Here is a 15,728-nt window from a genome sequence, read left to right on the forward strand (position 1 = left end):
TATGGTGTGCTTGTCCAGGTAATCTCTGATGACTAATCTCTTTTCAGGCTGATCTTTGTCTAAACTAATCCCGCCACGAACTAATAAGTACAATGAGCAAATTTTTGTGTTGTCCCCCCTCTATAGAAGGGATTATCGTAAAAGTAGTGCAAAGCAGTTTTATAAAGAACTCGAAGGCGTTACCGTCATTCCCTAATCAATTCACCAGATACACAACATGTATCTCACCACGAGGCTTATATGGCAACGCTAAAAGAACTAACCCAGGCTAAGGTTGAAGCTGGCCGTAAAGGCAACCCAGACTTCATGAAAGGGGTAGACGCAGAAATAGCAAAAGCTAAATCGTTTCAGCAAGGCAGTGATGCATTGGCAATTGGTGATAAAGCACCTGAGTTCACGCTGCCAGATGCAAAATCGAATACGGTTTCACTCACTTTTCTATTAAACCAAGGGCCTGTTGTCGTAACTTTTTATCGCGGGAGTTGGTGCCCCTATTGTAATTTACAGCTTAGAGCCCTTCAGTCTCGATTAGCCGATATTAAACAACTCGGCGCAACGCTTGTCGCTATAAGCCCGCAGGTGCCCGATGATTCGCTCAGCGAAGATGAAATTAGCAAGATGGATTTTATCGTATTGTCAGATCAAAGTGCTAAAGTTGCAGCGCAATTCGGGGTAGCATGGGAAGTGCCCGAGTTTCTAATTGAGCACATGAAAAACGATAGGCAACTCGACCTAGAAACCATCAACAAGGGTAATGGCAATATTCTCCCCATTCCAGCAACCTTTGTGCTCAATCAAAAAGGCCACGTAACCTGGCGTTATGTGGATGTCGATTATCGAACCCGTTCAGAGCCTCAAGATATTGTTGATGCGCTCAAAAATTTATAAGCTTATTTGCGAAAGCGCTTATAAGTACTTTTACAAGCATTCTTGCGAGCTTTTTTACCTGCCGCCTAGAAAGTCAGATAGTAGGCCTTGGTAGGTATGTTAAAACAGCAAAAAGGTGGCCATGGCCACCTTTTTTAAATTATGTGCTGAGCAACAACAATGTAAATGTAAAACTACATACTCAGGCTTCATTTTACCAAATTATTACTTTTTTGTATTCGCTACAGCCAAATCGATAATTTCAACGTTGGTATTAAATTTACCGTTAGTTAGTACGTTATTCATTTTATCTGGGTCTTCTGCATAATCTTGCACAAAGGCTAAGATGTTTTGATCATTACAGGTTACGTTTTCAGCAATATAGCGCTTGCTCAAACCAGAGTCTTTAATCGATTTGTGCAGTTGAATTTTGCTGCCTTGTGCTGCAACAACACATAATTTAGAAGTAACCGAATCGTCTGCTGCAAATAATGAATCTGCCGCGCTCGCCATACCGATAGTAGATAAAGAAAGCGTAATTGTAGCCAGTGTTTTAGTGAAAGTGTTCATTGTTGTCATCCTTTAGGTTAAGTCAAAGTTAATTTTGCAACCTAAATGCCAACATTTTTAATTCATTTAAATCAAAAACTTAAATCAAAATCACGTAAATGTCAGATTTTAACCATTCTCATTAACACTATTGAATCGTCATTTTCACTAAATTTTAGTCCTTTGTAAAATTGCATGATCGTGTGTCAATAATTGCTCCCTTCCTAACCAACTAAAACAGTAATTTAGCTAATTTGTGTACATCATCAGCCCGACACTAATTGTAAATACTCTTCTGATGCCATCTCTATCAATCGGCTTCTAGCCCGCTCAAATTCGAACATAAGCGCGCCACTAGTATAAATCTCATTTTGAGGCACGTAAGAGGTCATTACCAAGTTAGTTTTACTGTCGTAACATTCATCTACCAATGCAATAAACCGGCGTAATGCATCATCCATGGGTGCTAAAACCACCTCACGCTCTCCGGTCTCAGCAGAGGCAATGTTAATATTCGACCCATTATCCTCTGTGCCCCGTGCCTTAATGCGCTCGTACGCTTGCCCGCTCATGGGCGGTACATTGAACAATAATATTGTTTTGTACAGCTTGGCCAATTCTACATAATCAAAGTGGCTTCGCGGCCCTTCACACAATGCCGAAAAATTGAAACAGGCAGCCTTATGACTCATCTCTGAATTACGTGCATCAAATTCACGTTGGGCGACGATTTCAATAGTTCGTCCCAGCACTGTTATGCTTGAAGTCGCACTATTAAGTGTTAAGCCAAACTGACTAAGAAGGGTTTGATGCAATGTTGCTTGATCTTGTAACGACTCGGGTAGTTCGAAATAACGTTGAATGTAATTAAGTGCACGCTTTCTATGGTCTTGTTCGCCATTCAGGTGCAGCACATTTAAATGCGTTTCAATTGCAGCGATTGCCGGTAAAAAGCGTTCCCGCTGCAATCCATTTCGATAAAGCTCGTTCGGCGCACAGTTGCTGGTACACACCACTACCATATTCAGTGCAAACATGTATTGCAGTAAATTGCCTAACAACATTGCATCGCCAATATCAGACACAAAGAACTCATCAAAACACAGCACTTTGTACTGCTTACTTAGTTGCCTCGCAATATGGCGCAGCGGCTCTGCCTTTCCGGACAGTTCAGTTAGCCGTTTATGAACGTCCAGCATAAAATGATGAAAGTGCTGTCGTTTGCAAAACGTGCTAGGTAAGCTCGCGTCTAACAAGTCCATCAGAAAGGTTTTGCCCCGCCCTACTTTGCCCCACAAATAAATGCCTTTACTGTGTGGATGCGGGCTTTTATAAAAAGCGTCACCGTTAGCACTCTGAAATGAACGATACAGCTGCTGAAGCAATGCAATGGCGTGTTGTTGGGATGGGTCTTTGTGAATTTTTCCCGAATCGACTAATGCTTGATATTTGGTAAGCGGGGAGGATGGTAGCATGCAGATTTATACGGTTTATTGCCAAAGAAGATAGCGCTACGCGTATGTTTGAATCTTCAAAATTTTGCACTTTAGATACAGTGCAAAGCGTAACGCCCGATAGTTATCAGCTCACGATTATGAGGTTTTGCCCCACACAGAACTTGGCTTAGTCGCCTTATTTCTGGCTTGCTCTTTCACTTGCCCTTTGACTTTTTGGGCCTGCATATCCGCTTTTACTTTCTGGCGAACTTGCTCTTTGGTATGTGCTGTTTTTTTCGCATCAGGGCGATACTTCTTCACCATGCCCTGTAATAAGTTACGCACAACTTGGTCGCCAGCCACTTTATAGTTTCTGTGATCGGGTTTTCTGAAAAAAGCAGACAGTTCGTTTTTGCTTAATCTGAAATCAGCCATTTGAAGCGCGTTAATCATGTCTTCGTCTTTGTAGCTCATAGCAATACGGATTTTTCGAAGCACTTCGTTGTTACTCAAACGCTCACCGGCTTTTAAAATAACAGGCTCAACACCTTCTTGCTTGCCACGTCTTTTAACGATTAAGCCGTCTAAGAACAAAGAGATGATTTTGTCTCTGCAAGGTAAATACCCTTCTTCCCCTTCTTTTTTCATAATTGAATGAAGGTAATCTACATCCATGTCGTAGTCTACTAACTTGAAAATACCAATAGCGGCGGTATCGTTAATTGCCAAAGCAAAACGTAGGCGTCGTAGAACATCATTGTGGATCATGTTTTTTAGTCTTAATCTAGAAGTGGCTCATTTATTATGGCGTAGTTTATCGCAATGGCTAATAGACCGCGAATTAAAACCACGGGTTTGCGTGAATTGATGGGGCTTAATGTTCAATTTGCGTTATTTGCAGTACTAAATCGATCCTAATTGGTTGTTTTCATCTTTAAACCATTACAGCAGTCCTTTATTCGGCGTACCTATGACACTAACAAATAAAAGTAAACATACAGCAAGAAAGCCTTTTTACGTGCTTTTTGCCTTTTTGGCGTTAAGCTTCTTAGCTGGCTGTGCCAGCAAAGGCCCGCAAATTAACATTGATGAAAGCCAAAATTTTGCCGAAATTAATACGTTTTTTGTTCGACCACCACTGAATAGCTTAAACCCTGAAATAGAGAGCCAACTTACATCGGCGATTAGCAGAGCACTTATCGCAAAGGGGCTCAAGCCCTCACCAGAAGAAGGTGCAGATGTGCTGGTAGGTTTCCTTCCTTCAACCGCCAGTGAAGAAAATGACACTCGGTTAAACCTTGGGTTAGGTACGGGTGTATTTGGCCGTTCTGGTGGCATCTCTCTTGGCAGTATATTCAGCGTGCCCATTGGTGAGCGCGTAACGCAATATCAAAACCTGCAAATCGATGTGGTAAGAGGCGATACGTTTATTTACAGTGCGGTGGGAAGTGTAGAAGTAGAATCTACCGATTCAGTCACTATCCAAAATAAACTTGGCGAGTTAGTGACCAGTTTACTTGAAGCCTTTCCAGCAAAATAAAAGTCACTTATGTTAGGCACATGACATAATGAGAATGGTTAGCTTGCTTGTTATAGAACACTCTCTTGTTTTCATCGTAGGCTATAAACTCTATACAGAAGGTTTTTTATGAAAGTTATACTCTTTGCTATCACACTTTTCCTCACCGGATGTGCAAGCACTAATGGCATAGCGGTTTTCTCTTTTTCAAATGCTGAAGTCCAGTCATTGCTTAATAAACAACTACCGAATTTAACTGAAAACGTAAACTTAATGGGCTTACCCGTGAAGCTTAATGTGAACGACGTTAGTGTAGACATCGGCCCTGATAGCCGCGATGTTATATCCCTTGGCTTAGACACAGGTGCAGAAATTAATGCTTTCGCGTTTAAATACCCTGTACGTTTAACCTTTAAGATTGAAGGTAGCCCCTACTATGATAGTGAGCAAAAAGCGGTGTTTCTCCGCAACCTTAACTTACTCGACTCAAGCGTAGAAGCAGGAGGCTATAAGGGAAACCTAAAGCCATTAAACAACGAAGTGATGAACTTACTCAACGCTTTTCTGGCCGTTAACCCTGTTTATAAATTAGATATGAAGAACCCTAAAGTGGCACTATTGAGTAAAGTACCGCTCGACATGAACGTGGTTGAAGGTGCCGTTCAATTAGTACCAAGAAACTGGAATAACTAGGCCATAATAAAAATAATAATTAAGGTAACGCATGAAAATTAGCTTAAAACTGCTTCAAATAGCACCCCGAATAGTCGCGCTGGGCACCGTAGCGCTAATAATGACGCCAATACTAATGCCCGCGACGGCTTTTAGCACAGAAGAGATGGCAGCAGACCCTATCATTCAGCCCGCCCCTTTAGTGTCTATTGCCAGCCACGATAGCTTTTTTGAGAGTATACGCGCGCTATGCGGGAAAGCGTTTGCAGGTAAAATAACAGTTGATAATCAGCCCACCAGCAGCATGGCTGATAAACCTTTGGTTATGCATGTCAGGCGCTGTAAAGACGACGTGTTACATATTCCCTTTCACGTGGGAGAAGATGCATCTCGAACGTGGATCATTACAAAAACTGGCTCCGGTTTGTCGCTCAAACATGATCATCGCCATGAAGATGGTAGCTATTCGGAGTCAACCATGTACGGCGGTCATACGCTTGATGCTGGCTGGCCACAGGTTCAATCTTTCCCCGCTGACGCCTACTCTAAAGCTTTGTTTGCTAAAAGTGGCATCCCCCAATCAAGCTCCAATATTTGGCAAATGTTTATTTACCCGGAAACCTTTACCTACCGATTGATTAGAGAAGGCAGAGAATTCCGGGTTGATTTTGATTTAACCCAACCTATACCCGTACCTGCAGCACCATGGGGCTACGCTAAATAGTATTGATAACCATGAGAAAGGGTCGCCTTGCATTACTTGATTAAGTGCGGGGCGCATACCTTGGCCGTTTGCTTAGCATCGAATATTTCAATCCAGTAATCATCTGGATCTTTAATAAATGCAATGCCTTTCATCGAACCGTCATTAGGTCGTTTTTGGAAAGGGACATCTAGCGCTTCAAATCTGTCGCATGCAGCTTCCAAATTCGGTACGTGAAAGCCAATATGACCAAAGCCTTTTGGCTCACTATTCCCATTATGATAATGAGCCGTGTCTGCGGTATCACCCCAATTGTGAGTGAGTTCTAACATCGCAGGACGACCAAAGGTTTGGGCGGTGCGCTCACTGTCGTCTTTGCTAATATCAGAAAAATCATCACCCGCCGCTAAGAAATAAAGACTAAATTTCATTTCTTCAAAATCAAGACGTTTTAACAATGTCATGCCCATCACTCGCGTGTAAAAATCAAGTGAACGTGCGGGGTCGGCAATACGTAACATGGTCTGGTTGAAAACAAAACCTTCTGTCGCTTTATCCTTGTCTTCACACAATCCTTCGGCGTTATCAAAATGTCGGCTCATTGAAATAGTATCCTTAATTAAGTGACTTCGTCAGTGTTTCAAATGGGGGCAATCAAAGCAATAAGCAACAATGAAAGCAGTAATAGATGCTTTATTGTACAACGACTTAGACTATTTGACCTTTGATAGCACCACATTCACTCTGTTAGTACAAAGCGTGAGCATTTATACTTTATTTACTCTATTGTCGTAACCCGAACTCATAGTAAATGCGTTTTTTTGCTTTTATCCTGTTACTGAATGTTTTTACTTCTGCCCATTCGCAGCAGGTTAGCCCCTTGCCTTCCCGGGATGAAGCTTCAATTCAGCGCGCTGAGACGCTACTTTCACAGGCACAATTAGCACAAGATTCCTCACTAAAGCGCAGTATTGAACGGGCTAATCAAGCCTTGAAAATATCGAAAGAAATAGATGATATTAGCACGACTGCACAGGCGCATTTTCTACTTGGAAAATTAACAAGGCAAGCCCGTCAAAACAAAAGTTCACGACACCACTTTTTAACCGCGTCGGCTATATTCGAAAGACTCAGCGACACGGAAAATTACATCTTGTCGTATGCGGGTTATATCAATGCATTGGTGAAAGATAAGCAACTTAACCAAGCCGATGAAGCGATTTCGATACTGGTTCCACTGGCTTTTCAATACGGTGAAGACTTTCCTATTGCCTCAACGTTAATCGCCAAGGGTGATTATCATTTCGCACTGTCCCAGCACTCTATCGCGGTCGTACAATATTTGATGGCCATTGAATATCTCACCGCCCCCGAAAGCGACATTAAAAACCGAAAGGCAAGAACCCTCGTCAGAATTGCTGAGGCCTACAAGCGATTAGAGAACCGAGAAGAAACCGCTGAGTATTATGAAAAAGCACTAGCTATATATACCGACTTAAATGAAATAAAGTCTATGGCGCGTACCTTTAATACACTGGCTGAAGCACAACGATATCTCGGTAATTTAGTACTTGCGCTAGACTACGCATTACAAAGTTTAGCCCTTCACGGCCAAATAGATGATGCTGAAGGCCGCGCTAAAGCGTTGATGGGAGCAGGGATTATTTACCGCCACATAGGCCGCTATGAACAGTCCTTAAAACATGTGCATCAAGCTCATAAGTATTATAAGAAGGTCAATAATGCAACGGGCATAGCTAAAACGTCGAATCAGATAGGTCATATATATTTTAGGCTGCAACAATTCGACCAAGCTCGTTCGTTTTACATGCTGTCAATTAGTTTGCCGGAGGAAAAGGTTGAGCCTAAAACCCTTGCTACCGCGCTAAGAGAAAGCGCGATTATCGATTGGAACAAGGGTAACTATGCTTCGGCAACATTGTTAGCGAAAAAAGCGGATGATATCTACCGAGACAGTAATGACAAGGCAAAACAATCAAAAACTCAGCGAATATTGGCGAACATCAAACGAGACGAAAATAACGTTTCCAGCGCGCTCAATTACTATAGAGAATCACTGGCTTTAGCCACAGAAATCGAAAGTGATGTTTATCAAATTAAAACTCTCATTCCATTAGCAGCTATGCTTATTGATACTAACATGGAGGAGGCCGTAAGGCTGCTTAAAAGCGCCCTGACATTAGCACGTGAAAATGGCCACAAAGCCTATACGTTAGAAAGTTATCGTTACTTAAGACTAGCAGAGAAAACTAAAGGTAATTTAGCGGTATCCTTACAATATGCTGAACAAGAAATCGCCTTAAGCAAAGTTATTCAAGAAGACATTAACAATAACGAACTCGCGCTTGAGAAAGCCAAGCTACACTCCTTAAGACTGGAAATAGAATTAGAAACTCTGCGAGAAAAAAACAAACTCGACAAACTCGAACTGGCCAGAAAGAACAATGAAATTGAGATAGCCCAGCAAGCCACCACCATTTCAGAATTGGAACTAACTAAAAACAGATATGCCAGTGTCGCTTTGGCACTGTTATTAGCTGTCTGCTTAATACTGATACTGCTTATTTATCGTCGCTTTATTGTGTCGAAACAGCGCAACCAAGAACTTGGCTATTTAGCCACACGAGACCCATTAACAAACTGTTTTAATCGCCGTGTTTTGTTTGATTTGATGAAGCGGGATTTTGCAAGAAACCCACAGTCTGAAGACTATTGTGTGATTATGATAGACATCGACTATTTCAAATCTATCAATGATAGTTACGGGCACACCGTGGGTGATTCAGTGCTTCGTGGCGTTGCCAATACCTTGCAGAGCTGCGTCCGTCAAAACGATGTAGTAGCGAGGTTTGGTGGGGAGGAGTTCTGCATTGTATTGCCAGATACCTCCTCTCACCAAGCCATGCGTATAGCTGAAAACATGCGAGAAACCATTCAAGTTTGTCGCTTTGATGATATCGCGATTACCTGTAGCTTGGGCGTAACCTCTATTCGCTTTAATGCGACAACGCCTTCTGAACTTATCGATCAAGCCGATCTCGCGTTATTTAAGTCGAAATCGTTGGGTCGTAATCAGGTAACCTTATGGAGCGACGCTCTTGCTAGAGTGCAAGACTAACGTATTTATACAACGGTGATCACATCTTCCATTGGCAAACGTGCCTTCGGTAAACCGTGGTTCCAATCTTGTTCTTCGTCTGCATAGCCAAGTGCTAGCGCCACTTCACAAATGTGTCCGTCTAATTCTTCGCTAAACAATTCACCAATCAAGTCAGCGTCCACGCCTTCCATCGGCGTTGAGGCAATACCAAGACGGGCTAATGTGTGAAGCAAGTTTCCAAATGCTAGATAAACCTGTGCTTTTGTCCATGCGCCGTTGTAGCCGTTCTCGTCAGTATTAGCTTCTGCAAAAGCGTAAGCCCCCATAAATGAGTCACGCATTGCTTCTGGCAAGTGACCAGACGCCACTTCAGCATCAACACGCTTAACAAACTTTTCTTTGGTAAACTTAGGATCGTAAGCGAATAAGATCGTGTGCGATGCTTCTTTTGCATGCAATTGGTTGAACTGGTGCTTATTCGCAAAAGTGTCGTGTAGACGCTGTTTTGCGCTGTCACTTTCAACCACGACAAACTTCCAAGGCTGAGAATTTATAGAAGAAGCTGATAACCTTAATGCTTCCAATATAGTGGTTAAGTCCTCTGAAGAAATACGTTTGCTACTGTCGTACTTTTTAACGGTATAACGCTGGTTTAAATCACTGATAATTTGATTAGACATAACTAATTCCTAATATTTAATGCGAATACTTTAGATGCTGCGAAGTTTAACGAGTTATACTAAAGACGATAAGCCCAGTAATGGTTGAATGAGTTTAAACAAATTTTTGATAATGGAAGCGCAGGCTAAACGTCTACTTTTCACTGCCATAATAGAAATAGGAGGCAGACAATGGAAAATCGCGCTATTTTTGAAATAACTATCGATACAAAAGAGCAGTAATGACAGAGCAACAGTCTCTATCAATTAAAAAGAATCTAACAATACGCCTGTTACGTGTACTTAGGTACAACAAGGCTAGGGTAGAACGTGCACTTATGCTTATGCCTGCTGAGCACAAGCCGTTGTTCCATGTTCTGCCGTTTTTACTGCACGTAAATCATCCTGAGCTTCCAGGTTATATTGAAGGTGAAGATATTCCCTTTGGTATCCATAACTACTCATTCCGAGACGTTGTTGAAAATGCACTCTTGCAGTGCTTCCCTGATAAGCGTGATTTACTCTCTGATATCAAGCCTCTGTGGCCCCGTCAGCGGGCAATTGAAGCCTTAGTCCTTATGGGAAGCATTGGTACCATTGCACAAACAGACTCGTCTGATTTCGACTATTGGGTGTGTGTCGATGGCAAACAACTCTCAGAAGCATCGCTTAATAAACTACAAGAAAAATTAACTGCCATTGAAAGTTGGGCGGACAGCAAATTCGGTATAGAAGTGCACTTTTTCCTATCTGAAATTGACAATGTGCGACGCAACGACTTTGGCATTGCCGATGGGGAAAGCGCTGGCTCTGCTCAAGCCCTGTTTCTTAAAGCTGAGTTTTACACCACTAATATTGTAGTGGCTGGAAAGGCACCTTTTTGGTGGTTAACCCCTGAAAAAACTAATGATCAGCAATATGCAGCATTAAAAAACCACCTAGAAGACGGTGGCTCTCCAGATTTAAGCTGGTTTATGGATCTTGGAAACCTCGAAAGACTCGACGCCAGCGAATTGTTTGGTGCCGCAATATGGCAGTTAAGCAAAGCCATGGACTCGCCATTTAAGTCGGTACTCAAAATAGCAAAGTTAGAAGTTTATCTTGCTCATATTGAGCACGGCCAGCCCTTGTGTAGCTTGCTTAAAAAGCATGTTCACCGTGGTGCCGAAGCACCTGGACACGTCGCGGTAATAGACCCTTATGCACTGATGTTCGACCAACTTATTGAGCATTATGAAAAAGAGGGGCAGCCTGAAGACATGTTGTTGCTTCAGCAGTGTCTATACCTCAAATGCAATTGCAAGCTCAGCCAACCACCGCAACGTGGCGAAACCTCTACGTTTAAACGCAAGATTATAGCGGCCTATGCTAAAAAGTGGGGATGGACAAAACAAGACCTTTATCATTTGGATAATCAGCACGAATGGACATTTCACGAGCGGGTTCAATTAAGCCGACGAATTCATCGATTTCTTTTGAAATGCTATCGACGTATTTCAAGTCAGCTTGGGGCTGAACAACAAACCATGAGTAAAAAAGACATGACCGTGCTAGGTCGTCGTCTCAGTACATTTTATGGCAAAAAGCCTAATAAAATCGAGTTTCTACGCCGCGCATTTGATGAAAACCTCTACTGTGAAACGGTAACCGTTTCATTAAAGCAAAATAAATCGGGGCAAGATGTATGGACTGTCTATGCCACAGACTCACTCAGTAAATCGGGAAAAATAGCGCAAAGTCAGAAAATAACGCAAACATACTCAGCAGTTGAATCAATTGTATGGTGCGTTGCAAATCGTATTATCGACGCAAAAACCACCATCTATCTTGATTACAATACCGGTGAAGTGAGCGAGCTGGATTTGAATGACTTATTGAAACATATCTGCCGCTACTTTCCGCCGATTAAAGTCTCTTCTCTACAAAGGGATTATCTGCTCACCGCCGCCCGCGTAACAACTTGCCTAGCTATTGTGAATTTCAACACGCTCAGGCAAAAAGCGAGCGTTGAAGAAATCTCGGTGTTGTATACCACATCTTGGGGCGAAACCTTTTTGCTCCACGGGAGAGATGTGCTGGATACACTGTGGTTTGAGCTTCAAGAAACTGATCCTGCTCCGCCCTGCTACGTCATGGTGCCCCGTGGAAATCAACAATCTCGCATTCAAGGTGAATTTTTAGAATCAACAGGTGTGAATTTTTCACTTATTCACTAAACACAGCTTCTCTTTTCTAGCCTAACTATTCCGTGCTTTTCTTTTTCGCAAGGCCGACACTGTGCCCACACTCGCCATAACATGTGGTTAATTCTCTGGGGCGCAAAAAAACTAATAATCTTTTGTTTATCTAGGTATGCTAGAAAGTAAATCTACGTATTAAATATTGGCGCTATTATGCTAAAAATTAAAGGCTCCCTTCTTTCCTTTGCTATGTTAGTAACCTTACTGTGTACCCTGCTAAGTGCCTGTACTAACGTTACTACCGCTACTCAATCTGCAAAGTCACTCGATAAAAAGCTCACCGCCGAACAACTCATTGAGTCACTTGATTTAACCGGTCACGTTGAAGGGGGCTTTTTTCGCCAAACGTTCAAAGCAGATCACAGGCCGCTAATAAGTACAGAAAATGGCGATAGAGTAAATATGACCTCTATTTATTACCTGCTAAGTGCCAAATCCCCTATCGGGCATTTTCATATGAACCGTTCTGACATCATGCATTACTTCCATATGGGCGACCCCATCACGTATTATCTAATTAACCAAGATGGCAGCCTTGAAACTCATATATTAGGGCCCGACCCTACGCAAGGTCATAAGATGCAAATGGTGGTAAAAGGCGGTACATGGAAGGCATCAAAAATACTGACTACAGGCCCGTATGGCTACGGCCTAATAGGAGAAGCGGTAGCCCCAGGTTTCGAATATATTGATATGAAGTTGGGCGAACGAGCCGAGCTAGTTCACCAATTCCCTCAGCACAGTGGAATCATTACATCATTAACGCGATAAAAGAAGTCGCTCGCATTGCTCAAAGATAAAAACTAAGCGCACTTATGTTAAAAACACTTGTATCCTTTGGCACTTGTACCTTAAAAAAGCTATCTACCCTACAACTACATCGACTATAACAATATAAAGGTTAACTATGAGCCCACGTACTGTCGCATTTTCAAGAACACGCTTAACTGAACTAATGGTTCCTTCTTTTGCCAACTTTGGCGGAAAAGTCCATGGCGGTATTATCTTGTCTTTAATGGATAAAGTTGCCTACGCCTGTGCCAGTAAACATGCCGGCGCCTATTGCGTAACGGTTACGGTTGATGGCGTTGAGTTTTTACAGCCTGTGGAAGTGGGCGAGCTATTATCGCTAGACGCTACTGTGCATTATGTCGGAAACACTTCATTGGTGGTGGGTATTAAAGTCACGTCTGAGAACATCAAGACCAATAAAGTGAAGCATACCAATAACAGCTTTTTCACGATGGTGGCTAAAGACGACAACGGTGTGCCAGTAAAAGTGCCCGAGCTTGAACTCAGTAACCCTCACGAAATGCGCCATTTTGTCACGACGATTAAGCGTAACAAAGTGAAACGTGAAGCTCAGGCAAGAATACAAAAAGAGCACGATGACTTTATCCCAAAAGCAGATTTTGTATTGCTTGATAACCAACGCTGCACCATTACTTTCGATAAAGATGCCTCTTATACCCAAGAGTAGAATGCAAAAAAGCCCTTGGTGTTATTCAACAACCAAGGGCTTTTATTGATGCTTACACTTGTGTGCGTTAGCTTATAAACCAGCGTGGTACTGGCTTACCGTTGAAGCTGGCACCATATTATTTAGTGTGCCTTCTACGTGTTTATCACCGGCTAATAGCTGTTCGAATTGGCGAATTAGCGCTACCTTGTCGGGTGATACTTTACCTCCCGCGCCAATGTTGGTTAAGTCGATCATGAAGCCATCGAACAAGTCAGACAAATCGTTCATCACTTCCATATTTAAAAACTGATCTTCGTTGTAAATACTCGGATATCCGGCCTTTTGTTTATCGATGGCGAACGACATGCCTTTCACATTGGTAATGCTGGTTGATTTGTCGCACGAAAGCATACACCCGTTATCGATACGCGGTTTCTCGCAACCCACACTTTGTTGGAAGAAGCACTGCCTGCTGGTCATCAATAATATAGGATGATAAATACTGTAAAACAGTTTGAAGTTTTGAGGCCGTGCAATATTCTTCATTTGCATTCGATTAAGCTCGTTTGAAATAAACGCACCGTAACAATCGAAGTCTTCTTTCATCGCCATTAAAGCATACGAGTTGGTGGTATTTAAGAACGGCCCTGCAATCCACTTTATGCCTAATTCATTTGCCTTATAAGCAATACCGGTATTATTGGTTACAATTAATGGCGGCATGACTTGTTCAAGTATATTCACTGCCACATCGTAATCTTTGCCAATCAGCACCGCGGGGAACCACGGAATTAAACGCGGGTTATCTTTTAAGAAACCCACATACTTAGTGCAATTGCGCTTATAGGCATCTGGCAACTTAAAGTAAATGTCAGCATCCGTTTCATCGACTAACTGCACGTCTGCTTCATCACAAATTAACAACGAAAGCGCTGGCTGCTTATCGGCTTCGCTTTTGGGGTAACTTGTCAGCTTTGGTAATACCACTTCAGGAATTAGCGACTGTTCACCATTAAGCTGTTTCATGGCTTCATTTTTAAGCGCAGTAACATCGCGAAACGGCAAACTAAGGCCCTTACCTAGTTGTGTAACATCAAGATCGGCAATGCAGTATTCGCCGGTGCCTAAATTCCTAAAACGCTTCTCTAACAAGACTTCGTCTAGTGCATTTTTCTCGCTTTTCGATAACACGCCTTCAGAACGTAATATAATAGTTTTAGGGGCGATTGAATTGATATTGTCTTTAACAGAGCCATCTTCAGTTATAGACGACTGACCCGCGGCTAAGCCATGTGTTTTAATAGTTAGGGTTAAACAACTTCCCTCTTCACCTGAAAAAGCCAGCGTAGTAGGTATTTTATCAATAGATAAATACTGAATTTTCTCTCTTACTAAGTCGTGTAGTTCGTTCTTTTCTTGATAAAGGGTTTGCTTCACTTCTTGTATCTGCACCACTGAAATACGGTTGACGTCTTTCGCAGACGCATCGCTTACGCTTTCTGTTTGTGCCGCTTTTTCGATAGCATGGTTTTTTGAGTTATCTCGTGGGTTATCAATAAACATCGATTGGTTCAAATCGCCACGTAAAAACGCGTTAGAAAAATCTCGGTTGAAAACCTTATAAAGGCGTTCGCCGTCTTCTAACAATTCGCCAGTTTCTAAAAAGCCATCTATCTGCTTTCTAAAACTGTCGATGACCGTATGAACGTAACTTGCGCCTTTTATCCGTCCTTCTACTTTAAACGAATACACGCCAGCTTCTATCAATGCCGGCAGGTCGAAAAAGGCTGAGTTATCTTTAATATTTAGCGGAAAGTTATGCCCCGATTCGGTGGTTTCATATTCCTCGCGGCAAGCCTGACTGCAGCGCCCTCGGTTACCCGAGTTTCCGGCACTCGCAGAGGTTGAATAACATAACCCTGAGAACGCCACACATAAAGACCCATGCACAAACACCTCGGTTAGCACGTCGTGTTCGCGGCTCACTTTGGTAATGGCAGTAATTTCCCGCAGGTTTAATTCTCTCGACAAATTAACCCGTGATGCCCCGAGTTTTTTAAGGAAAGGGATTTGACCGATGTTGTGCGTGGTCATTTGGGTAGAAGCATGAATATCAAGCGTAGGAAAATGCTTTTTGATAAGATTGAACATGCCAATATCTTGCACAATCACGCCATCAAGTGTGGTATTCACCAACTTACTTAATAGCTTTGCAAGGGTGGGAAATTCTTTTTCAAGAATAACGATATTCAACGTTAAAAAGATTTCGCAGTCGTATTGGTGCGCCAAGCGAATAACGCCCACCAGCGCATCAAATGAAATATTAGACGCACGATTTCGTGCGTTAAAATTGTCTAACCCACAGTACACCGCATTGGCTCCCGCGATAATGGCGGCTTTAATCGCATCAACATCGCCACCTGGGGCTAATAATTCAATTTTCGGATTCATGTGAGTACTGTTCATGTAGATGCTATATTGTGGGAAATTTTATGCCGAG

At 42.4% G+C, this 15,728-nt stretch carries 13 protein-coding genes and 1 pseudogene; 8 read left to right on the plus strand and 6 right to left on the minus strand.

Annotated elements, in window-relative coordinates:
• Nucleotides 1–240 precede the first annotated feature (240 nt).
• A complete protein-coding gene (locus tag FLAVO9R_RS14435; protein WP_159532395.1) occupies nucleotides 241–888 on the plus strand; it encodes a peroxiredoxin-like family protein in 648 nt (215 codons plus the stop codon).
• 204 nt (nucleotides 889–1,092) lie between these two features.
• Here the strand turns inward: FLAVO9R_RS14435 and FLAVO9R_RS14440 are convergent, their stop codons facing one another.
• The 3 genes from FLAVO9R_RS14440 to FLAVO9R_RS14450 all read right to left on the minus strand — a co-directional run bounded on the left by FLAVO9R_RS14440 (nucleotide 1,093) and on the right by FLAVO9R_RS14450 (nucleotide 3,620).
• Entirely contained in the window at nucleotides 1,093–1,437 is a 345-nt protein-coding gene (locus tag FLAVO9R_RS14440; protein WP_159532397.1) for a DUF3718 domain-containing protein, read from the minus strand.
• A 245-nt stretch (nucleotides 1,438–1,682) separates the two neighbouring features.
• On the minus strand, nucleotides 1,683–2,891 hold the full coding sequence (gene zapE / locus FLAVO9R_RS14445) for a cell division protein ZapE (RefSeq protein WP_159532399.1): 1,209 nt from the start codon (nucleotides 2,889–2,891) through the stop codon (nucleotides 1,683–1,685).
• A gap of 117 nt (nucleotides 2,892–3,008) precedes the next feature.
• Complete coding sequence (locus FLAVO9R_RS14450; RefSeq protein WP_159532401.1) at nucleotides 3,009–3,620, minus strand: DUF1456 family protein; 612 nt, start codon at nucleotides 3,618–3,620, stop codon at nucleotides 3,009–3,011.
• A 202-nt stretch (nucleotides 3,621–3,822) separates the two neighbouring features.
• Between FLAVO9R_RS14450 and FLAVO9R_RS14455 the strand changes: the two genes are divergently transcribed.
• The 3 genes from FLAVO9R_RS14455 (at nucleotide 3,823) to FLAVO9R_RS14465 (ending at nucleotide 5,767) form a co-directional block, all read left to right on the plus strand.
• The gene (locus tag FLAVO9R_RS14455) at nucleotides 3,823–4,392 is read left to right on the plus strand and encodes a DUF4136 domain-containing protein (RefSeq protein WP_159532403.1); all 570 of its coding nucleotides are present in this window, start codon (nucleotides 3,823–3,825) and stop codon (nucleotides 4,390–4,392) included.
• A 108-nt stretch (nucleotides 4,393–4,500) separates the two neighbouring features.
• On the plus strand, nucleotides 4,501–5,064 hold the full coding sequence (locus FLAVO9R_RS14460) for a DUF1439 domain-containing protein (RefSeq protein ID WP_159532405.1): 564 nt from the start codon (nucleotides 4,501–4,503) through the stop codon (nucleotides 5,062–5,064).
• A 115-nt stretch (nucleotides 5,065–5,179) separates the two neighbouring features.
• Entirely contained in the window at nucleotides 5,180–5,767 is a 588-nt protein-coding gene (locus FLAVO9R_RS14465) for a hypothetical protein (protein ID WP_159534647.1), read from the plus strand.
• Nucleotides 5,768–5,799: 32 nt separating this feature from the next.
• On the opposite strand, the gene gloA is transcribed toward FLAVO9R_RS14465, so the two are convergent.
• Complete coding sequence (gloA, locus tag FLAVO9R_RS14470) at nucleotides 5,800–6,348, minus strand: lactoylglutathione lyase (RefSeq protein ID WP_159532407.1); 549 nt, start codon at nucleotides 6,346–6,348, stop codon at nucleotides 5,800–5,802.
• Between the two features lie 278 nt (nucleotides 6,349–6,626).
• Between gloA and FLAVO9R_RS14475 the strand changes: the two genes are divergently transcribed.
• A complete protein-coding gene (locus FLAVO9R_RS14475) occupies nucleotides 6,627–8,885 on the plus strand; it encodes a tetratricopeptide repeat-containing diguanylate cyclase (protein WP_232370660.1) in 2,259 nt (752 codons plus the stop codon).
• A gap of 5 nt (nucleotides 8,886–8,890) precedes the next feature.
• Here FLAVO9R_RS14475 and FLAVO9R_RS14480 read toward each other — a convergent pair whose 3' ends face one another.
• A complete protein-coding gene (locus FLAVO9R_RS14480; protein WP_159532411.1) occupies nucleotides 8,891–9,547 on the minus strand; it encodes an NAD(P)H-dependent oxidoreductase in 657 nt (218 codons plus the stop codon).
• Between the two features lie 221 nt (nucleotides 9,548–9,768).
• Between FLAVO9R_RS14480 and FLAVO9R_RS14485 the strand changes: the two genes are divergently transcribed.
• From FLAVO9R_RS14485 to FLAVO9R_RS14495, 3 genes and pseudogenes are all read left to right on the plus strand, one after another.
• The gene (locus FLAVO9R_RS14485; RefSeq protein WP_159532413.1) at nucleotides 9,769–11,742 is read left to right on the plus strand and encodes a class I adenylate cyclase; all 1,974 of its coding nucleotides are present in this window, start codon (nucleotides 9,769–9,771) and stop codon (nucleotides 11,740–11,742) included.
• A 291-nt stretch (nucleotides 11,743–12,033) separates the two neighbouring features.
• Nucleotides 12,034–12,537 (plus strand): annotated as a pseudogene (locus tag FLAVO9R_RS14490) (cupin domain-containing protein); the annotation flags it as partial.
• A 136-nt stretch (nucleotides 12,538–12,673) separates the two neighbouring features.
• Entirely contained in the window at nucleotides 12,674–13,246 is a 573-nt protein-coding gene (locus FLAVO9R_RS14495) for an acyl-CoA thioesterase (RefSeq protein WP_159532417.1), read from the plus strand.
• A 72-nt stretch (nucleotides 13,247–13,318) separates the two neighbouring features.
• Here FLAVO9R_RS14495 and FLAVO9R_RS14500 read toward each other — a convergent pair whose 3' ends face one another.
• Nucleotides 13,319–15,679 (minus strand): peptidase U32 family protein, encoded by a 2,361-nt coding sequence (locus FLAVO9R_RS14500; RefSeq protein WP_159532419.1) that lies wholly within the window; start codon nucleotides 15,677–15,679, stop codon nucleotides 13,319–13,321.
• Nucleotides 15,680–15,728: the final 49 nt, after the last annotated feature.

Source organism: Alteromonas sp. 38, from assembly GCF_902506055.1.
GTDB lineage: Bacteria > Pseudomonadota > Gammaproteobacteria > Enterobacterales > Alteromonadaceae > Alteromonas > Alteromonas lipotrueae.